The organism is Streptomyces sp. KMM 9044 (genome assembly GCF_024701375.2).
GTDB lineage: Bacteria > Actinomycetota > Actinomycetes > Streptomycetales > Streptomycetaceae > Streptomyces.
On record NZ_CP113910.1, the window covers coordinates 7,254,165 to 7,273,974 of the forward strand.

General features: G+C 68.0%; 20 protein-coding genes and 4 pseudogenes. 16 read left to right on the forward strand and 8 right to left on the reverse strand.

Features of this window, described 5'->3' with window-relative positions; all coding sequences use genetic code 11:
• The first annotated feature begins 118 nt into the window (after positions 1–118).
• From HUV60_RS32680 to ltrA, 14 genes and pseudogenes are all read left to right on the forward strand, one after another.
• The gene (locus HUV60_RS32680; RefSeq protein WP_257853672.1) at positions 119–820 is read left to right on the forward strand and encodes an urease subunit gamma; all 702 of its coding nucleotides are present in this window, start codon (positions 119–121) and stop codon (positions 818–820) included.
• 62 nt (positions 821–882) lie between these two features.
• Entirely contained in the window at positions 883–2,754 is a 1,872-nt protein-coding gene (locus tag HUV60_RS32685; RefSeq protein ID WP_257853784.1) for an urease subunit alpha, read from the forward strand.
• A gap of 73 nt (positions 2,755–2,827) precedes the next feature.
• Positions 2,828–3,502 (forward strand): urease accessory protein UreF, encoded by a 675-nt coding sequence (locus HUV60_RS32690; protein ID WP_257853673.1) that lies wholly within the window; start codon positions 2,828–2,830, stop codon positions 3,500–3,502.
• A gap of 34 nt (positions 3,503–3,536) precedes the next feature.
• Positions 3,537–4,237, forward strand: a pseudogene (gene ureG / locus HUV60_RS32695) (urease accessory protein UreG).
• Complete coding sequence (locus tag HUV60_RS32700) at positions 4,234–5,055, forward strand: urease accessory protein UreD (RefSeq protein ID WP_257853676.1); 822 nt, start codon at positions 4,234–4,236, stop codon at positions 5,053–5,055. Before ureG ends, HUV60_RS32700 begins: the two are co-directional and overlap by 4 nt.
• Positions 5,056–5,157: 102 nt before the next feature.
• Positions 5,158–5,565, forward strand: coding sequence for a transposase (locus HUV60_RS32705; RefSeq protein ID WP_257853678.1), 408 nt, complete (start codon positions 5,158–5,160; stop codon positions 5,563–5,565).
• Positions 5,566–5,708: 143 nt separating this feature from the next.
• Positions 5,709–6,776 (forward strand): IS3 family transposase, encoded by a 1,068-nt coding sequence (locus tag HUV60_RS32710; RefSeq protein WP_269441264.1) that lies wholly within the window; start codon positions 5,709–5,711, stop codon positions 6,774–6,776.
• Between the two features lie 335 nt (positions 6,777–7,111).
• A protein-coding gene (locus HUV60_RS32715) for an IS3 family transposase (RefSeq protein ID WP_257853785.1) occupies positions 7,112–8,328 on the forward strand; the annotation gives its coding sequence in 2 pieces (ribosomal slippage) (positions 7,112–7,427 and positions 7,427–8,328; 1,218 coding nt in all).
• A 32-nt stretch (positions 8,329–8,360) separates the two neighbouring features.
• A pseudogene (locus HUV60_RS34185) lies at positions 8,361–8,438 on the forward strand (hypothetical protein); the annotation flags it as partial.
• Positions 8,431–8,796, forward strand: a complete 366-nt coding sequence (locus HUV60_RS34190) for a phospholipase effector Tle1 domain-containing protein (protein WP_443047481.1) — start codon at positions 8,431–8,433, stop codon at positions 8,794–8,796. The pseudogene HUV60_RS34185 and the gene HUV60_RS34190, both read left to right, overlap by 8 nt.
• Positions 8,748–9,176, forward strand: a complete 429-nt coding sequence (locus HUV60_RS32720) for a hypothetical protein (RefSeq protein ID WP_257853682.1) — start codon at positions 8,748–8,750, stop codon at positions 9,174–9,176. The genes HUV60_RS34190 and HUV60_RS32720 overlap by 49 nt, the downstream gene beginning before the upstream one ends.
• On the forward strand, positions 9,173–9,673 hold the full coding sequence (locus HUV60_RS32725) for an N-acetyltransferase (protein WP_257853683.1): 501 nt from the start codon (positions 9,173–9,175) through the stop codon (positions 9,671–9,673). Before HUV60_RS32720 ends, HUV60_RS32725 begins: the two co-directional genes overlap by 4 nt.
• A gap of 140 nt (positions 9,674–9,813) precedes the next feature.
• On the forward strand, positions 9,814–10,188 hold the full coding sequence (locus HUV60_RS32730) for a transposase (RefSeq protein WP_257853684.1): 375 nt from the start codon (positions 9,814–9,816) through the stop codon (positions 10,186–10,188).
• Positions 10,189–10,756: 568 nt separating this feature from the next.
• Entirely contained in the window at positions 10,757–12,244 is a 1,488-nt protein-coding gene (ltrA, locus tag HUV60_RS32735) for a group II intron reverse transcriptase/maturase (protein WP_257853685.1), read from the forward strand.
• A 331-nt stretch (positions 12,245–12,575) separates the two neighbouring features.
• Here ltrA and HUV60_RS32740 read toward each other — a convergent pair whose 3' ends face one another.
• Positions 12,576–13,112 (reverse strand): ISAs1 family transposase, encoded by a 537-nt coding sequence (locus tag HUV60_RS32740; RefSeq protein WP_257853686.1) that lies wholly within the window; start codon positions 13,110–13,112, stop codon positions 12,576–12,578.
• Positions 13,113–13,127: 15 nt separating this feature from the next.
• On the opposite strand from HUV60_RS32740, the pseudogene HUV60_RS32745 reads away from it, so the two are divergent.
• Positions 13,128–13,757 (forward strand): annotated as a pseudogene (locus HUV60_RS32745) (ISKra4 family transposase); the annotation flags it as partial.
• A gap of 144 nt (positions 13,758–13,901) precedes the next feature.
• Positions 13,902–14,054 (forward strand): annotated as a pseudogene (locus HUV60_RS34195) (group II intron maturase-specific domain-containing protein); the annotation flags it as partial.
• An 84-nt stretch (positions 14,055–14,138) separates the two neighbouring features.
• On the opposite strand, the gene HUV60_RS32750 reads toward HUV60_RS34195, so the two are convergent.
• The 7 genes from HUV60_RS32750 to HUV60_RS32780 form a co-directional block, all read right to left on the reverse strand.
• Positions 14,139–14,762 carry a hypothetical protein gene (locus tag HUV60_RS32750; RefSeq protein ID WP_257853687.1) on the reverse strand — a complete coding sequence of 208 codons (624 nt, stop codon included), beginning with the start codon at positions 14,760–14,762 and terminating at the stop codon, positions 14,139–14,141.
• A 101-nt stretch (positions 14,763–14,863) separates the two neighbouring features.
• Positions 14,864–15,169: a hypothetical protein gene (locus tag HUV60_RS32755; RefSeq protein WP_257853688.1), complete on the reverse strand. Its 306-nt coding sequence runs from the start codon at positions 15,167–15,169 to the stop codon at positions 14,864–14,866.
• 195 nt (positions 15,170–15,364) lie between these two features.
• Positions 15,365–16,630 (reverse strand): RNA polymerase sigma factor, encoded by a 1,266-nt coding sequence (locus HUV60_RS32760; protein ID WP_257853689.1) that lies wholly within the window; start codon positions 16,628–16,630, stop codon positions 15,365–15,367.
• A 5-nt stretch (positions 16,631–16,635) separates the two neighbouring features.
• Complete coding sequence (locus HUV60_RS32765) at positions 16,636–16,986, reverse strand: YciI family protein (protein ID WP_257853690.1); 351 nt, start codon at positions 16,984–16,986, stop codon at positions 16,636–16,638.
• 150 nt (positions 16,987–17,136) lie between these two features.
• A complete protein-coding gene (locus HUV60_RS33720) occupies positions 17,137–17,604 on the reverse strand; it encodes a hypothetical protein (RefSeq protein ID WP_331462037.1) in 468 nt (155 codons plus the stop codon).
• 292 nt (positions 17,605–17,896) lie between these two features.
• Positions 17,897–18,931: a hypothetical protein gene (locus tag HUV60_RS32775; protein WP_257853696.1), complete on the reverse strand. Its 1,035-nt coding sequence runs from the start codon at positions 18,929–18,931 to the stop codon at positions 17,897–17,899.
• Between the two features lie 205 nt (positions 18,932–19,136).
• Complete coding sequence (locus HUV60_RS32780) at positions 19,137–19,772, reverse strand: AAA family ATPase (protein ID WP_257853697.1); 636 nt, start codon at positions 19,770–19,772, stop codon at positions 19,137–19,139.
• Between the last annotated feature and the right edge of the window lie 38 nt (positions 19,773–19,810).

Below are 19,810 nucleotides of genomic sequence, written 5' to 3' on the forward strand. Positions count from 1 at the left end.
GGCATGGGGTGACAAGTCGCAGGGCTTCGCCCGGACCGCTGATACGGGCACGGCCGGTCCCGGTAAGCAGGCCCAGGACGGAAGCTCTGGGCAGGACCGAACACGGGGGAAGAGCACTGTGCACCTGACTCCACATGAGCAAGAACGCTTGATGATTCACGTGGCGGCGGATGTCGCCGAGAAACGGCGGGCCCGGGGGGTGCGGCTGAACTACCCCGAGTCGATGGCTCTGTTGATCGTGCATGTCCTCGAGGGGGCCCGGGACGGCAGGACCGTTGCTGAGCTCATGTCGTCCGGGCGGAAGGTGCTGTCGCGGGAGGAGGTCATGGACGGGGTCCCCGAGATGATCGAGAACGTACAGGTGGAGGCCACGTTCCCCGACGGCACGAAGCTGGTCACCATCCACGCCCCCTTCCCGGAGGCGGCCGACGGCGAAACGGGGACCGTCTGTCCGGGGAAGGTGGACCACTCCACGCGCGAGGAGGACCAGGCAGTGGCCTTCAACGAAGAGCGCGAGGTCACGAAGTTGACGGTCAAGAACCCGACTGACCGTCCTGTCCAGGTCGGTTCGCACTACCACTTCGCCGAGGCCAACGCCGGGCTGGAGTTCGACCGTAAAAGGGCGTGGGGCAAGCGTCTGCACGTCCCGGCCGGCAGTTCCGTACGTTTCGAGCCCGGCATCTCCGAGGAGGTCGAACTCGTTCCCATCGAGGGTGAGCGTGTGGTGCACGGTCTGCGCGGCAGGACCAAGGGCCTACCCGAGAAGATCGAAGGCTCGCTCGACAACACACGGGGTTCGTTCGACAAGGAGCGGGTGTGACTTCCAGGACCGAGTGCCCAGACTGTTCCTGCTGCCAGCAGCCTCCGAAGCCCTCCGATCGGCTGCCCCGCCCCGCATACGCGGACCGGTTCGGCCCGACGGTCCGCGACCGGATCCGGCTTGCCGACACGGCGCTGCGGATCAGGATCGAGGACGACTGGTCGGGTGGCCCCGGACGCAGCGGCAACGAGATGGTGTTCGGCGGCGGCAAGGTGATCCGTGAGTCGATGGGACAGTCCATCGCGCCGCGCGACCCGGGCAGAAGTCGTGAGTCCGTCGGCAGCCTCGCCGTCGAGCCGCCCGACACGGTCATCACCGGCGCTGTCGTGCTGGACCACTGGGGCATCGTCAAAGCCGATATCGCCATCCGGGACGGCAACATCGTCGCCCTCGGCAAAGCGTACAACCCGGAGACGATGGATCCTCTGCACGAGGAAGCCGGTCCTCACAACGACATCGGCCCCGAGCCCACCGACTTCGCCATCGGCCCGGACACCGAGGTCATCGCGGGCAAGGGCAGGATTCTCACCGCCGGGGGCATCGACACGCACGTCCACTTCATCTGCCCCGATCAGGTCAAAGAGGCACTGGCCGCAGGTGTCACCACGCTCATCGGTGGCGGGACGGGACCCGCAGAGGGCAGCACGGCCACCACCGTGACCCCCGGTTCATGGCACATCGCCCGCACCTTCGAAGCGCTGGACGCCTTCCCGGTCAACATCGGACTGCTCGGCAAGGGCGCCACCATGTCCGAGAAGTCCATGTACGACCAGGTGGACGCAGGCATCATCGGCTTCAAGATCCACGAAGACTGGGGTGCCACCCCGGCCGTCATCAGAAAATGCCTTCAGGTCTGCAAGAAGACCGGTGTACAGCTCGCACTCCATGCCGACTCCCTGAACGAGGCAGGTTTCGTCAAGGACACCATCGACGCCATCGGCGGCTGCTCCATCCATGTCTTCCACGTCGAGGGCGCCGGCGGAGGCCATGCCCCGGACATGATCAAGATGGTGGGTGAGTCGAACGTCCTTCCCGCCTCCACCAACCCCACTCGGCCACTGACCGTCAACACGGTGAAGGAGCACTTCGACATGGTGATGGTCTGCCATCACCTCAACCCGAAGGTCGAGGAGGACCTGGCCTTCGCGGACTCCCGGATCCGGCCTTCCACGATGGCGGCCGAGGACACCCTGCACGACCTCGGCGCCATCTCCATCATGTCCTCGGACGCCCAGGCCATGGGCCGCATTGGTGAAATGATCATGCGCACCTGGCAGACCGCGCACGTCATGAAGGTACGCCGCGGCTTCCTGCAGGAGGATCTACCGCAGGACAAGAAGACCAAGAGCGCGGCCCCGGAGAATGATCCACTGCCGGCCGACAACCGGCGCGCCCGCCGGTACGTGTCGAAGTACACGATCAACCCGGCCATCGCCCAGGGCATCGATGCGGTCGTCGGGTCGGTGGAGACCGGAAAGCTGGCCGACTTGGTGCTGTGGGAACCGAAGTTCTTCGGAGTCAAACCACACACCGTCATCAAGGGCGGACAGATCGCCTACGCGCAGGTGGGCGACGCCAACGCCTCCATCCCCACTCCACAGCCGGTCCTGCCCCGCCCCATGTGGGGAGCGACAGGCCAGGCCCCCGGCTCCATCTCCTTCAACTTCGTCACCGAGCGGGCCGTCAAGAACGGCCTGGCCAAGAAGCACAAGCTGAACAAACAGTTCAGGACCATCACCAGTACACGCGGCGTCTTCAAAAAGCACATGAAGGAAAACGACGCCACTCCCGACGTGACGATCGACCCCGACACCTACGAAGTCGTCATCGGGGGCGCGAAGGTCACGGACGTGACGACCTTCGTCGACGACCAGATCGTCGACCGCGCCTACGCCTCCGAACTGCCGATGGCGCAGCGTTACTTCCTCTTCTGAGACTTCCAAGAAGCACGTCGGCGACGTGCAAGGTGAACTGCGAAGAGCTGGAACGAAAGGTGACCTGCACCAGATGAACCGCGCCGCGCTGATCGTCCTGGCCGACGGCCGGTTCCCCGCCGGAGGCCACGCGCACTCCGGTGGGGCCGAAGCGTCCGTGACCGCCGGCCTCATCAAGGACGCAGACTCGCTGGAGAACTTCTGCCGGGGACGTCTGCACACCACGGGCCTGGTCGCAGCGGCACTGGCCGCCGCGGCCGCCGCCGGGCACGATCCGCTGAAACTCGACGACGCCGCCGACGCCCGCACACCGGTGCAGGCCCTGCGGAACACCGCACGCAAACTCGGCCGGCAGATGATGCGGGCCGCCCGTGCCACCTGGCCGTCGGCCGAACTCGACCACCTGGCCGCGCACCGGCCGCACGGCGCGCACCAGCCGGTGGTCCTGGGCCTGGCCGCCCGGTCGGCAGGCCTGAACCCGCTGGATGCCGCCTACGCGGCGGCCTACGAAACGATCAGCGGACCGGCCACGGCGACCGTCCGGCTGCTGAGCCTGGACCCGTTCGACGCCACCGCTGTCCTCGCCCACTTGTCCGACGACCTCGACCGTACTGTCTCCGCAGCCGCCACCGCAGCCCAGCACATCCCCGAGCACGGGCTCGACGCGATGCCCGCCGCCTCCGCACCGCTGCTCGACATCACCGCGCAGCAGCATGCCGACTGGCCGGTACGCCTGTTCGCCTCCTGACCACCGCACCCACGAGACCCACGCAGGAAACCCCATGCACCTCGGCCATGACCTCGACGAGAAATTCCCCCACCGGCACACCTACAGCGCCGCCGAACCGCGACGCCCCAACGGCACACGGCGCGCCCTGCGGATCGGTCTGGGCGGGCCGGTCGGATCGGGGAAGACCGCCATCGTCGCCGCCCTGTGCAGGGCCCTACGGGATCAACTGTCCATCGCTGTGGTCACCAACGACATCTATACCCGCGAAGACGCCGACTTTCTGCTGCGCGAAGCCGTCCTGCCACCCGAGCGCATCAGAGCCGTCGAAACCGGCGCCTGCCCGCACACCGCCATCCGCGACGACATCTCCGCCAACCTGGAGGCCCTCGAAGACCTGGAGAACGAGATCGACCCCTCGACCTGGTCCTGTTGGAGTCCGGCGGCGACAATCTCACCGCGACGTTCTCCAAGGGTCTCGTCGACGCGCAGGTCTTCGTCATCGACGTCGCGGGCGGCGACGACATTCCGCGCAAGGGCGGCCCCGGAGTGACCACCGCCGATCTCCTCGTCATCAACAAGACCGACCTCGCACCGTACGTGGGCTCCGACCTGGAGGGCATGGCCCGCGATGCCGGGGCACAGCGCGGTGAGCTTCCGGTCGCCTTCACCTCCCTCAGAAGCGAAGGCGGCGTGGAGCCGGTGACCGACTGGATTCGCCCACTCCTCACAGCCTGGACGGCAGGCCCGGCATGACCCTTGCAACCCGGCCCGCCGTGTCGGCAGCCGCAGGCCTACAGGCGACCGCACGCATCACGGCAGCTACCAGAGGCGGCATCACCAGTCTGCCGGTCCTCGAGGGCGACGGCCCCTTCGAACTACGGCGCCTGCGTTCACGAGGAACCGAGGCACGCGTGTGCGTCGTCGGCGCCATGAGCGCTCCTCTCGGCGGCGACCGGCTGCGCATCGAAGCCGTCGCACGACCAGGCGCGGTTCTGCACATCACCTCCGCCGCCGCGACCCTCGCGTTGCGAGGATGCACAGTCGAACACGCCACCTACGACGTGCAGCTGACCGTGGAAGAACACGCAGAACTCCACTGGCTACCGAAACCCCTGATCAGCACCGCCGGCAGCAATCTACGGCAGACCTGGAACATCGACCTCGCCCCCACAGCGCGACTCGTCCTGCGTGAGGAGCAGGTTCTCGGACGCACAGGAGAACCACCAGGTCAGGTGACGACACGCCTCATCGTCCGACGCGGTGGACGCACCCTGCTCAACCAGGAAGCCGACTACGGTCCAGGCACACCGGCCTGGGACGGCCCAGCCGTACTCGCCCACCACCGAGCGACCGGGCAGATCCTCACCGTCGACCCCGCTTACGAGAACGAGCCCTCGAAGGTGAGACATTTCGCCAGCCCTTCGCAAGACGGTCAGGCAGTACTGACACCCCTTGCCGGACCGGCAGCCCTGGTCACCGCCATTGCCCCGGACGGTCTCCGCCTGCGCCACCTCCTCGACACGGCGCAGACTGCCTTTCGCAACCCTGCTGCCACAGGCACTGCCCCGTAGAACGGCGGCCCGCTTCCAGCCGACCCCTCTCTGTCATTCTTGGGCGGGTCAGGCATACTGGATGATTCGATGTATTGAGGGTGGAGAAGGAGTAGTGCCCAAGTGGCCAGCATCAACGACCACGGGACCCCTGATCCGCAGGTAGAGCCCCGTTCAGCCGGTCCGCGCCGGTATTCCGCGGAGTACAAGGCGAGGATCCTCGCCGAGTACGAGACACTCGACAAGAAGGGCAAGGGAGCCCTGCTGCGCCGGGAGGGTTTGTACTCGTCGCTGATCGCGAACTGGCGGGAGCAGCGGGACGCGGGCGCGAAGGCCGCGCTCGCCGCGCCGGCGGGGCGGCCGAAGGCCGATCCGCGGGACAAGGAGATCGCCCGCCTGGAGGCGAAGGTCGCCCGGCTGGAGAACGAGCTGGGCAAGGCCCAGACGGTGATCGAGGTCCAGTCAAAACTCTCGGCACTGCTGGACCAGTTCGCCACTGGCGGTGCGACGAGCACGGGCGAGACGAAGTAGCCATCTGCAGCGAGGAGTTGGACCCGGCGGCAGGCGCCGGAGTGACGGTCGGCCAAGATCCTGCCGGAGCCGGAGCCGGAGCCGGAGCCGGAGCCGGAGCCGGAGCCGGAGCCGGAGCCGGAGCCGGAGCCGGAGCCGAGGAGGTGCGGGCCGAGGAGGTGCGGGCCGGTTTCGAGCGGGCCAGGGTTGCGGCGTTGGAGGAGCTGGCAGGTGTGGTCGGCCGGGTGCGGGCATGTGCCGCGCTCGGGGTGAGTCGGGCGACGTACTACCGGCATCATCGCCGGTCCCTGGCGCCGGTGCGGCCGCGTGCCGAGCGTCGGCCGCACCCGCGTTCGCTGTCGGCGGCCGAGCGGGAGGAGGTGCTTGACGTGCTGCACAGTGAGGAGTTCGCGGACATGGCGCCCGGCGAGATCCACGCGGTCCTGCTGGACAGGGGCATCTATCTGTGCTCGGAGTCGACGATGTACCGGCTGCTGCGCGGGCACGGCGAGGTCCGCGAACGGCGCCGGCAGGCAACCCACCCGCCGCGCAAGAAAACGGAGTTGGTCGCCGAGGGCCCGAACAGGGTCTGGTCGTGGGACATATCGAAGCTGAAGGGTCCGGTCAAGGGCAGCTACTACTACCTCTACACGATCGTGGACATCTACAGCCGCTACACGGTGGGCTGGATGCTCGCCGGTCACGAGAACAAGGAGCTGGCCGAGCAGTTCCTGTCCTCCAGCATCGCCAAGTACACCATCGGAGAAGGGCAGTTGACGATCCACTCCGACCGCGGCTCGCCCATGGTCGCCGAGAACGTCGCACAGATGATGTCCAACCTCGGCGTCACCAAGTCGCACTCGCGCCCGAAAACCTCGAACGACAATCCCTTCAGCGAGAGCCAGTACAAAACCCTCAAATACCGCCATAACTATCCGGACCGGTTCGGGTGCATCGAGGACGCCCGCGCCTGGTGCGAAGACTTCTTCGACTGGTACAACCTGGCGCACCGACACTCGGGGATCGGCATGCACACGCCTTTCGACGTCCACTTCGGTCTCGCCGACCAGCTCCGCGAGATGCGTGCCGACGTCCTGGCCTCCGTCTACGACCGGCACCCCGAACGCTTCGTCCGCAAGGCCCCCGAACCCCCGAAACTCCCCGGCACCGTCTGGATCAACAAGCCGACCGACCCGCGTCACCCCGACGCAGAGATCCCAGCTCAGGGATAGCCGCAAAATCCTGACTCACCAAAATTGACAGGTTCCGGACCGCGGTGCAGGCGTCGGCCAGGTCCTCGCGTTGGCAGACTTCCGCGACCTGGCCGGAGCGCAACGGCGAACCGTCAGGTTGTGCGCTCAAGTCGGTGAGCGGTCGGCCGCGCTGTTCCGCCGCTCGTGCGCGCGCGAGACGGAGATCGGACTCGTCGGAGTGTGGGACACGGTCGGCGCCCTGGGCACACCAGGTCCGGACGCAACACGGCTGCAGCCGGCGGTGGGGGCTTCACCCCGGATCGTAGACACCTTGGACACTGGACCTTGAGGGTCCAGAGGAAGAGATGTCACTGATGGTGATGAAGGTGTACTCGGCGGAGTTCAAGGCGGATGCTGTCGCGCTGTACCTGTCGGACCCGAAGAATACGTTCGAGGGCGTGAGCAAGGACCTGGGCGTCAGCCGGGAGACGCTGCGGAATTGGGTGCGGGTCGAGCGCACCCGGCAGGGCCGTGCGGCGGCCGCGAGTCGCTCGCCGCGGGCGGTACAGGCCGTTGATGTACCCTCCGACGATGTGCTGAAAGAGGAGAACAAGCAGCTCAGGGCTCGGATCAGGGAGCTGGAGACCGAGCGGGAGATCCTGCGGAGGGCCGCGAAGTATTTCGCCGGCGAGACCAACTGGTGAGCCGTTTCCAGTTCGTTGATGATCATCGCGGCGCGTTCGGCGTCAAGCGGCTGTGCCGGGTCCTGGAGGTCTCCCGGTCCGGGTTCTACCGGTGGCTGAAGGGCGCCCCGGCCCGCATCGAGCGGGCGCGGTCCGACGCCCGCCTGGCCCGGCGGATCCGGGAGATCCACAAGGAGTCCGACGGTACCTACGGCGTCCCGCGGATCACGGCCGAGTTGTGGGACGCCGGGATCGAGGTGAACCACAAGCGGGTCGCGCGTGTGATGGCCCGGATCGGCCTGCAGGGCGTGCATCTGCGTAAGAAGGTCCGCACTACCGTCCCCGAGCCGTCCGCGACGCCGGTGCCCGATCTACTGCGGCGTGACTTCACCGCGAGCGAGCCGAACACCAGGTACGTCGGCGACATCACTTACCTGCCCATCGGCGACGGCCAATTCCTGTATTTGGCAACGGTGTTGGACCTTTGCTCGAAACGGCTGGCGGGCTGGTCGATCGCCGACCACATGCGCACCGAGCTGGTCACCGATGCGCTCCGGGCTGCGGCCCGTACCCGCGGCGGAACTCTTGACGGGGCGATATTCCACAGCGACAACGGCGCCCAGTATGCGTCGAAGGAGTTCGCGAACGTGTGCCGCGAACTCGGCGTGACCAGATCACGTGGGGCGGTCGGAACCTCGGCGGACAACGCCGCCGCCGAATCCTTCAACGCAAGCCTGAAACGGGAGACCTTGCAGAGAAGGAAACGCTGGTCAGGGGCGCGCGAGGCCCGCCTCGCGGTGTTCCGGTGGGTCACTCGCTACAACACGAAAAGAAGACACTCCGCACTCGGCCAGATCAGCCTGATCACCTACGAACAACGATCGATTACGCTGGCCACTGCTGCATAGCAAACGGTGTCCACGATCCGGGGTCAAGCCCCGTGAACCGGTTCAACCGCCGCTGGGCGTTCCGCAACACCGAATTGAGCAGCTGGATCAAGGCGGCCCTCCATGCACTGGCCGCCGACGAGCGGCGCTCAGCGTTCCGGCCAACGCTGTGGCATCAGAATCCCGGCTCCGGCGCGGGGCCGGGAGCTGAAGCAGGTGTGGTTCGCCGGGGTTCACCGCGATGCCGGTGGCGGTTACAAGGGGACGGGACTGTCCGACATCGCCCTGCTGTGGATGGTCGGCCAGGTACGCAGGCACGGGATGGAGTTCGACGCCGATGCGCTCAGCACGGACGGGCCACGGGTGATACCGCCTCAGGGAAGCATCGGCTTCCGCGTACGGCCGGACGGTTCGGGGCTCTCCACGCCTCGCGGACGGGCATGTACCGACTGGCCAAGACGCTGCACCGGCCGCTCGGAGAGGCGGTGAACGACGGCGGCGAGCCCGACGGCAACGAGTTCCTGGCGGTGCCTGCCAAGGAGTACTACGACCGGAGCACGGGCTACCGGCCACCGGGGCTGGAGCGCTGTGCGGGCAGGCAGGAGCGGGTCCGGCTGGAGCCCGTCCTGCTGCCGGGCCTCTCCGCGGGCCTGCTGCCCGTGCCACCGGCTGCGTCTGGTGGGGAGCGGCGGCCGACGCGCACGACGGACTCGACCGCGCCACGTGACGCCGAGTCCTGGGTCGGGGCGACCTGGCCCGGCAGGTGTCATGGCGCTCGGCTGCATGCGGAAAGGTTGTCGGCAGTACCAGGGCAGCGGCGTATATCCCTTTGCGCAGCGATCTTCGGCGTGGTTGGCTCGCGCCCATGACCTGGCTGCCCCATGACTTCGTCCATCCCCTCCACGTTGACATACCCGACGGCGGAGGCCACCGACTGCGCCCGATCAGTAGTGCGGACGCGCCGCTGGACTACCCGGCGGTGATGGGTTCGCGGGAGCGGCTGTGGTCGATCTTCGGCCCCGCGTGGGGCTGGCCGTCGGCCACGATGTCGTATGAGGCGAACCTCGCCGATCTGCAGCGGCACGCCACGGAGATCGAGGCCCACGAATCGTTCAACTACACGATCGAGAGTGCGGACCGCACCGCCCTGCGCGGATGCGTCTACATCGACCCGCCGGAGAAGCAGGGGGCCGACGCCGAGATTTCATGGTGGGTGGTGGACGACGAGGTGGGCGGTGCGCTCGAACGGGCGCTGGACACGTTCGTGCCGCGCTGGATCGCCGAGGACTGGCCCTTCGAGCGGCCGCGCTTCATCGGCCGGGACGTGACCTGGGACGAGTGGACGAAGCTGCCGGATCATTCGTGAGCCGGACGTCCGGCGGGCGCCGAGACATCGCCATCGGCGCCGCCCGCCGAAGCACTGGCCCACGTCCGTCGGCCTCCACTCCCCGCCCTGTGAATCGCCCCGTGTCAGGTGGAGACTCGATTCCGTGAAAGGATTGAGTCATGGCGCGACCTTCCCGTTACCCGCTTGAGCTGCGCCGTCGCGTGGTGCGCATGGTCGCCGAGGTGCGCGACGATTACCCGAACGAGACGGCCGTCCTGCAGGCGGTCACGGACAGGCTCGGCATCGGTTCCCGCGAGACGCTGCGGAACTGGCTGAAGCAGCAGGAGATCGACGCGGGGACGCGGCCGGGGACGACGACGGAGGAGTCCGCCCGGCTCAAGGCGTTGAAGAGGGAGATCGCCGAGCTGAAGCGGGCGAACGAGATCCTGAAGGCCGCGGCAAGTTTCTTCGCGGCCGAGCTGTGCGCCACGAGGCGCCGTGGTGATCGGGAGGTGGTGCAAGACCACTTCCGTTGGGCCGTCGCAGCGGCCTGACGAAGCTGGGGGCAGCCTGATCCGGGGACGCCGGTGAGGGTGGCAAGCGGCCCCGACAAAGGCGAGTCGTGCCGGAACTGCCAGACGGCACGGGCTCGTCGAGCGAGGTCAGAAGGTGTAACGCGAGTGAACCAGTGGTCGAAGCTCCGTAACAGCGAAGCCGGCTCAAACCTGGTGGATACCGGGCCGGTGTGCAGTGCGTGAGGGGTCCGGGTCATCCGGGGGCCTCAACTCCGAAGCCGTGTAGCTCTGACGGTGGGGAGGCCGCGTTGAAGGTCTGCGGCGTAGACGCGGCGATGCTGCCGGAGTAGAGCTGGGCACCTCCCTGACCGACCGATCGCATGGTGAACGTGGGAACCGTTCCCCGGTTCGCCCCGTTGCCGGACAGCCGGTCCGGCATGGCGGGAAGGCCCGTTCCGGCCGAGGACCGTGGGGCGGGGCGGAGGCCCCGTAGTAGTCGCGGGAGTGACGACCCGCTGTGGAGGTCGCGAGAGGCGGCCGCAGGGCGAAGGGGGCCAGTAAGCCGAGCAGTGGCTGTTACTGGAAGGTCAGGAGGACGCGGTCGTTGGTGAACACCGACGAACTGGAGCACGCTGTGTTCACAGCGGAGCGACGGGTACTGAAGATCCAGGCGAAACTGCACCGTTGGGCCCGTGACGATCCTCGTCGCAGGTTCGGCGACCTGTTCAACCTCGTTGCCGATCCCGCGTTCCTGCTGGTGGCGTGGGATCGGGTGAGTGGGAACAAGGGCGCGAAGACGGCCGGGGTGGACGGGCGAACGGCCCGTTCCATCGAGGCATGGCAGGGCGTCGAGGAGTTCCTCGACGGACTGCGGTCGAGTATCAAGGACCGCAGTTTCCGCCCGCTGCCGGTGCGCGAGCGGATGATCCCCAAGGCGGGCGGGAAGCTCCGCCGCCTGGGCATCCCGACCGTGGCCGACCGGGTGGTCCAGGCGTCCTTGAAACTGGTGCTGGAGCCGATCTTTGAGGCGGACTTCCTTCCGTGTTCGTACGGGTTCCGCCCCAAGCGCCGGGCCCATGATGCGGTGGCCGAGGTGCGCTATCTCGCTTCGAGACCTCGTAACTACGAGTGGATCGTCGAGGGCGACATCAAGGCATGCTTCGACGAGATCGACCACGCGGCCCTGATGGACCGGGTGCGACATCGCGTCGGGGACAAGCGCGTCCTGGCCCTGGTGAAGGCGTTCCTGAAGGCGGGCGTTCTCACCGAGGACCGCCTGCTGGAGGAGACCACCGCCGGGACCCCGCAAGGCGGCATCCTTTCCCCGCTGCTGGCGAACATCGCGCTGTCGGCGCTGGACGAGCACATCGCCCAGCTTCCTGGCGGCCCCGTTTCCAGCCCGCGGGAGCGGGAGCGACGGCTTCGCCGCGGTCTGCCGACATTCCGCCTGGTGCGGTATGCCGACGACTGGTGCCTGATGGTGCACGGCACGAAGGCCGACGCCGAAGCCCTGCGCGAGGAAGCCGCCCGGGCTCTTGCCCCGATGGGCCTGCGCCTGTCGGGGGAGAAGACCCTGATCACCCATATCGAGGACGGTGTGGACTTCCTCGGCTGGCGTATCCAGCGTCACCGGAAGCGCGGCACCGATCGGTACTACGTCTATACGTATCCGTCGAAGAAGGCCGTGATGGCCGCGAAACGGAAGATCAAGACGTTGTGCCGACAGGTCGAGGTGAACCAGCCGCTCGATGACCTGCTGCGTCGCTTGAACGTGACGCTGCGGGGCTGGTGCGGCTACTTCCGGCCCGGGGTGTCCTCCTCGGTCTTCGCCTATCTCAACCACTACCTGTGGGAGACGGTCTGGCGATGGCTGCGGCGCAAGCACCGCCGGTCTACCTGGAAGGAGCTCCGTCACCGCTACTGCGGCGGCGGACGGTGGCCTGCCACCGAGCGCAGAGAACTGATCGACCTGGAGAAGGTGGGCATGACCCGCTACCGCTATCGAGGCTCGATCATTCCCTCGCCCTGGCCGGTCACAGAAGAGGACACACGACACGAGAGCCCTGCGGGGCTTGTGGAGAGCCCGGTGCATTGAAAGGTGCCCGCCGGGTTCGGGAAGCGGCCCGGGGAAACGGGCCAGCCCTCACAGGCTGGCACCGCGTCCCGGGTCGACTTCACCGACCGGCCACACACGCGCTCGTAGCGGGGCCTTCCCCCCTCCCGCGAAGTGGACACGTTTCGTGTACTTATGCGGCAAGGTCCATACTATATGAATGTTCGTAGGCCACGGGGCTGATCTGGCCGTTGGTCGAGTGCCGGCGAAGTGAGTTGTATCGCACCAGCCAGCGGAACACCTCGACGCGGCACTGCTCCGCGCTCTGCCAGCGGCGCCGGTCCTGGAGCCAGGGCCCCGGCAAAGTTGTCGATCATGAGGTCAGGAGGAGGTTGTTGGGGCGGTCGGTGTCGCGGGCGTGGTGTCGTAGGGCGGCGGCGATGTTCTGGTGGCCATGGAGGCGGAGGAGGGTGATCGCGATGTTGCGGAGACCTGCCATGACGCGGGGAGCGTTGCCGGTGCGGACCTGGGAGCGGTCCTCGTCGAAGGTGACGTCGCGGACCCAGTGCAGGCGGTTCTCGATTTCCCGGTGGGACTGCACCCATGTGGCCAGAATCTCCGGGGGCGCGGTGCGGGCGTCCGCGCTGGTGATCAGGTAGACGATCTCGACCGTCCGTCGGCCCTTGCGGGTCACGGTGCGCCGTGGCTGGGCGACCTGCGCGGCTGCGGTGAAGTCGATCCGGGCCGGCACGTCGATGGCCTTGACCGTGCGGGTTGCACGCCGCCCGTGTCCGCGGTCCGTTCTGGTCACGGCGGGTATCCGGGCCCAGGACAGAGCCTTGAGCCGTGCGTACAACGACTTCTGATTCGCCTTCACGGTCAGGACGTAGTCGGCGCCGGCCTCGGTCACGAGTGCCGCGGCGGCGTGATCGCCGAGGCGTTCACCCAGGCCGCCGACCGCGACCGGGGCCACCTGCGGCCCTGGCTCGTCCTCGTCGACGGCGCCCACCGCCAACTCGATCTGGTCGAGGCCGAGGCACGGCGGCGCAAGGCGACGATCCACGTCCTGATCGACTTCGTGCATGTCGCGGAATACGTCTGGACGGCCGCCCACGCCTTCCACCCGGCCGGCAGCGAGGCCGCGGAGACCTTCGCCGCGGAGAAACTCACCGCGATCCTGCACGGACACGCCGCCCGCGTCACCCGCGAGATGACCACGCAGGCCGAGAAAGACCGGCTCACCGGCTCCAAGCGCAAGGCCGTCGGCACCTGCGCGCGCTACCCGACCGGGCACCTCGCCCGACTCCGCTACGACATCGCGCTGAAGAACGGGTGGCCGATCGCGACCGGTTCCGTCGAGGGAGCCTGCCGCCACCTCATCGGTGACCGCCTCGACATCACCGGCGCCCGCTGGGGCCTCGACAGCGCCGAAGCCGTACTCAAACTCCGCGCCGTCCACGCCAACGGAGACCTCGACGACTACCTCGCCTACCACCACACCCGCGAGCACCAACGCACCTACCCCGACCAGCGGGATTACCAACTCGGAGCCTGATCAACGACCTTCCCCCAGAAGGATCCGCACCCAACGTCGTTCACGTTCCTGGGGTTCACCTCCCGCGCCCGCTACGCGCGCAACAAGCACGGGACGACGTTCTCCTGCTTCCTGCCCGCCGTCAGCGACGCAGCCCTCAAGAAGATGGGCGCCGAAGTGCGCAGCCGGCGCATCCACCGGCGCACCGGGCACACCTTCGCCCAGCTCGCGCGGTTCATGAATCCGATCGTGCGGGGCTGGATCCAGTACTACGGGGCGTTCTACCCCTCCGTGCTGAGGCCCTTCCTCCAGCGCGTCAACGCCTACCTGGTGCGCTGGATCCGCCGGAAGTACAAGCGGCTGTCCGGGTTCAACAAGTCCAAAAACAGTGCTTCCAGGACATCACCCGGCGATACCCGGGAATGTTCGCGCACTGGCGCTTGTGCCGGACATACTGGATGTGACCAGGGTGACAAGAGCCGTGTAACGGCAGACTGTTACGCACGGTTCTGTGGGGGCCGGAGCCTGAAATTCCCTCCGGCTACCCGACCACGACCACACCCGGTCGGGCCCCTCGGCGATCAGTTCGGGCTTTTTACGGGGCGGATGAGTGGCCTGACGGCGCCGCTCGCGGACCTCGCCGTGCTTGCGCAGCAGCCGGTACATCGTCGATTCCGAGCACAGGTGGATCCCACGGTCCAGGAGGACCGCGTAGATCTCGCCCGGTGCCATGTCGACGAACTCGGCGGACCGCAGCACCTGAAGGACACGCTCCTCCTCGGCCGGGCCGAGCGCGCGCGGATGGCGGCGCCGCTCGCGGCGGGCCCGCGCCGGTGCGGGGCTCTGGCGATGGTGACGGTAGTAGGTGGCCCGGCTCACGCCGAGCGCGGCGCATGCCCGGACCCGGCCGACCATGTCCGTCAGGTCCTCCAGGGCTTGAGCGCGGGCGCCCTCGAAAGAAGCCGCCCGCGCTACCGGATCCAGCCCGTCCGCGATACCCGCGTCCGTGTCCGCCGGGGCAGTCATGACATCTCGCCGTTCCCCGTGGTGGCGCTGTCCGTGGCGAACTGGTCGAGCAGCGCGGAGAGCTTTCCCTGAACCTCGATCACCGTGCAGGCCTTGCCCAACTAGGTTTCCAGTCGGGCTACTTGGGTTTGCAGGCGGGCGATCTCCTTGTCCCTCGGGTCGGCCTTCGGCCGCCCCGCCGGCGCGGCGAGCGCCGCCTCGGCGCCCTTATCCCGTTGCTGCCGCCAGTTCGTGATCAGTGACGAGTACAGGCCCTCCCTGCGCAGCAAGGCCCCCTTGGCCTGCTTGCCCAGAGTCTCGTACTCGGCCAGGATCCTCGCCTTGTACTCCGCCGAGCACCGGCGCGGAGCGGACGATCGGGGCGTCACCTGCGGATCCGGGGTCCCCTGGTTGTTGGTGCTGGCCACCGCGGGCACTCCTCCTTCTCCGCCCTCGACTGAATGAATCGGTCATTTTACCTGACTCATCCTACTTTGACAGAGAGGGGACGGCCGCGTCGGTGGGGTGTCGCCGAGGGCGGTGTGGCGGTGGCTGGACGTCGGGCGTCAGGGGCGTCTGGAGTCGGCCGGACGGGGAACTGACGGTGGCCGTGACCGGAGCCGTCACAGGGCTCGTTCGACTGCGTTCAGTCTGCGTCGCAGATGCTCCCGCTCGGGCTCCGTGCCGGCCAGGGCGAGCGCCTGCCGATAGGCCTCGGACGCCTCCGGGAGACGTCCGAGGCGCTGGAGAAGATCCGCACGTGCGGTCTGATAGGGGTGGTGGCCGCGCAGCCGTTCCTCGTCCGCCAGGGCATCGAGCAGTGCCAGCCCCGCTTCCGGGCCGTCCCGCATCGCCACGGCCGCCGCCCGGTTCAGTGCGACGACCGGGGACGGGGTGAGTGTGAGCAGGACGTCGTAGAGCGCGACGATTTGAGGCCAGTCGGTGGACGCGAAGTCGGTCGCCTCGTCGTGCAGGGCGGCGATCGCGGCCTGCACGCCGTATGGGGCCGGCGGGCCGCCGGTCAGCGCCGGGGGGACCAGGCTCAGTCCCTCTTCGATCATCGGCTGGTCCCAGAGGCCGCGGTCCTGCTCCTTCAGCAGCATGAGCTCGCCGCCGGGGCCGGTCCGGGCGGCGCGGCGGGCATGGACCAGCAGCATCAGGGCGAGCAGCCCGCTGACCTCCCGCTCGGCGGGCAGCAGCCGGCGCAGGACCCGCGTTAGGCGAATGGCCTCCTCCGCCAGGCCGAGCCGCTGCAACTGCGGGCCGGAGCTGGCCGCGTACCCTTCGGTGAAGATCGAGTAGAGGACCTGGAGGACGCCCGGCAGGCGGCCCGGCAACTCGTCGGTGTCCGGGACGCGGAACGGGATCCGGGCCTCGCGGATCTTCTTCTTCGCCCGCACGATCCGCTGGGCCATCGTCGCGGGCGGCACGAGATAGGCGCGGGCTACCTCGGGCGTCGTCAGGCCGGCCAGGCAGCGCAGGGTGAGTGCTCCGCGCGCCTCGGGCAGCAGGGCCGGATGGGCGCAGGTGAAGAACAGTTGCAGCCGCTCGTCGGGCAGGTCGCCATCGGGGCCAGCGTCCGAGCGCGGTGCGAGGTCGGCCCGGTCCGCCTCCACCTGGAGGATGGCGAGCCGGGCGGCATACACCTGGTCGCGGCGCAGCCGGTCGACGGCCTTGCGGCGGGCCGTCGTCAGCAGCCATGCGCCGGGCCTGGCCGGCACGCCCTGTACCGGCCAGTGCATCAGCGCCGCCTCGATCGCCTCCGAGGCGACCTCCTCCGCCAAATCCAGATCCCCGAAACGGCGCACGAGGGAGGCGAGCAGCCGGCCGTGTTCCTCACGGAACACCGACTCCACGGCCCGGTCCGTGCTGGCAGCGCGCTCCGCCATCGGTCTCAGGCCCCGAAGTCAGAGACCGGTCGTACGACGACCGAGCCGCTGCCCCGCGCGCCCGGGCAGCGGGCGGCCCAGTCAAGGGCGACGTCCAGGTTCGGCACGTCGATGACGTAGAATCCGCCGAGGACCTCGCGGGTCTCCGCGAACGGCCCGTCGGTGACGGTCCGCTCGCCGTCCGGGCTGACGCGCACTTTCGTGGCGGTGACCAGGTCCGTCAGCGACTCGCCGGATACGAGGATGCCCGCGTCTCGGACAGCCTTGTCGTAGGCCATCCAGTCTTCCACGGTGCATTCGGCGGCGCCGCCGTTCTCGTCGATCGAGCCGCTGTTGATCAGCATCATGTACTTCATGGTCCGACTCCCTCGGGTCCTGTCGTCATCCTCGCGCGGCGAGTGGCCGCACACCATGACGACGAACGTGATACCGCCGTATCGACACCGTCCCCAAAATTTTTTCCGGGTGACCTCACGGCCCTCGACTTTCGCCGTTCTGACCAACCGTCATGCCAGGTCTGCGCTGGCTGCGGCCCGTGCCTCCTGGACGGCGCGGATTTCGGTATCGGTGGGCTGACCGGCGTCGATGGGCATAAATCGGGCCGCGATGGTCGTCCGGCGGAGCTTGGCGGTCATGTCGGAGAACGCCGGGTGCGTCTTGGTGAGGTACCACGGGGCCCGCGTGCGGTGCTCGGCCGCGTCCTGGGGGTGGTGGCCGTGCAGCGTGTACCAGATGACGGTGATGGTGTAGCAGTACAGGCCGAAGGGCACGGTGCGCTCGATCGCGCGTGGGGTGCGGTTGCGTACCTGGCCGACGCCGAGGAGGCTGCGGGCTTCGCCGAAGGTCACCTCGATGGACCACCGGCTCGCGTACCGGGCCACCAGGTGCCCGGCCGGCGCGGTCAGGTCGGTGGAGACCAGGGCCAGGTCGTAGCCGGTGTCGGTGACGTCCTCGCGCAGCAGCACCACCTTCACGGTCCGGGTGTGGAAGGAGCCGTACCACAGGTGCGATCTCTCGGTTTGGTGTCGGTGGTGGTGAGAGTCGGTCGCGCTGGTCCAGGGGTGGGTGTTGATGATCTGCGGGGTTTTGTCGGTGGTGGTTCGGCATCGTGATGTCAGTGCGGGAGATACGGGGATTCTGCAGGTCAGTTTGTTGCTGTGCGGGTTTCGAGTGGTGACATGGATGCCGATCTGGGGCTGACGTTTTTGGCGTCTGAGCAGGTCAGTTGGTTGCCGGTCGGTACAGCGTGGAGCGCATTGTTGCTGGTCAGGGCCGTGGGAGTGCTCCGGTGAGCGCCGCCTGGTGAAGGCGAGCAGCATCCTCTTGCCGCAGGGGGCCGAACGCGTAGCGGATTCCTGTTGCGGTGAGGGTGAGTTGTTCTCCGTCTCGGGCGGTGATGAGGGAGAAGAGCGGGTTGTCCGGGGCGCGGTCCTTCAGCTGACTGTGGATGCGGGCGGCGCGTATGAGGGGGCGTGTCCAGGTGGGCAGGGGGTAGAGCCGGCATCGGCGGTGGGTGGTGCTGTCGTGGACTTTGACGGTGGTTGCGTTCTCGTCGATGTCAATGGCGCGGATGAGTGCGAGCCGATCGATGTCGGCTGCGGTGATGGCGTGGATGGTCAGGGCTGCGGCGTGCAGCGGGTGGGCCACTGTGGTCAGCCGGGTGGCGAGGACGTCTCGCGCCGTGAAGTCGTCTCCGTGCAGGGACGGTGAGGCGCTGCCAGGGGTACCCGCGGGGGCGCCCTGGCACGGGGTCCGCGCGAGACGGTCCACCACTACGCCGTCCAACGGTGCTCGAGGGGGGGTCCATGGCCCGTCGTCTTGGCAGGGTGCGGGGTCGGAGTGCCGGTGCTGTTCAGGGTTCGGGATGTCGGCCAGTGGGTGTTCCGTCTGCTCCAGGGCGACGCGTGCGTGGGGGAGGGCGCCGATGATGTGGTGCGGGGTCTCGTCGAGGAGCGTGGTCAGTGTGGGGCTGACCGGGCGGTGCCAGAGGAGGGTGAGGTGGATGCCGCAGCGTTCGCGGAGGGTGAGTAGTTGTCTCTGGCGGGCGGTGGTGAGGCGGTCGGTGCGGCAGACGATGAGGTGCCCGATGTGGTGGGTGAGGACCCAGGCGGCGACGGCGTCCCAAGCGGGGTGTTGGGAGTCGGCCCAGGTTCCGTGGGTTTCTCCGCCTTGAGGGAGGCGTTTGCCCAGGGAGTAGAGCAGGTCGTGCGCGAGGGCGGCGGGTGCGCCATTGGCGGGGCTGGGGTCGATGGTCAGACGTCCGATGGCGGGGCGTGTGCGGCATGTGCGGCGGCCGTCCATGCGGGGTGGTCGTCTTTGTCGACGAGGACGACTCTGTTGCTCTATTCGGGGGAGGGTCACGCACCGCGTCCGAGAGGGGCCGGCCGGGGCCGGACCGCCTCCTCGCGAGACCCGTTCCCTGCGCCCCGCCGACAGGCCGGCGTCCCTCTCCGCAATGGAGCAACAGAGTCGAGGACAGTGACGGCTGGGAGGCCGCTGGCGGTCACTACATGCCGCCGATCTTGCTGTAGACCCAGCGCACGAGGTCTTCGTCGACCTGCCCGAGGTTGAGTTTCTTCATGCCGGCGAGGACGTGAGTGGTGATGTTGGCCCAGTTGCGGAAGCTGCCGTGGGCGGCCTGCTTGTCGATCGCGTCGATCAACGCGGTGTCCACGTCTGCCCACACGGGGTGGAAGGCGGGGATCGTGGCCCGTACCTCGTCCTTGGACATGCGGGTGAACTCTTGCCAGATGAAGATCCTGGACGCCAGCATGGGCTCGCGGCGCAGGACCTTGTAGCAGCCGTCGCCCCCGGCGAAGATCACCGCGATGTTAGTGCGTTTGTCGTCCCACAGGTGGCGCCAGAACTCGAACCCGGTCTTCTTCATCCACTGCGCCTCGTCGCAGACCAGGACCCGGAACTCCTCCGCGAGTGCCTCCTTGAGGAGGGTGTCGAACTCGATCGGGCGGGCCGGCGGCTCACCGGGCAGCCCCAGCGCCTGGAAGAGACCATGGCGGATGTCACGCGGGGTCGGTCCGGCCCGTAGTTCCAGGCGGTGGGTGATGTCCGGGGCGAGGTGGCGCAGCGCGGAGTTCACCGACATCGTCTTGCCGGATCCGGCCGGCCCGTAGACGCACATCATGGCCTTGGCCTCGATGACGGCCTCGATGTTGTCCCGGG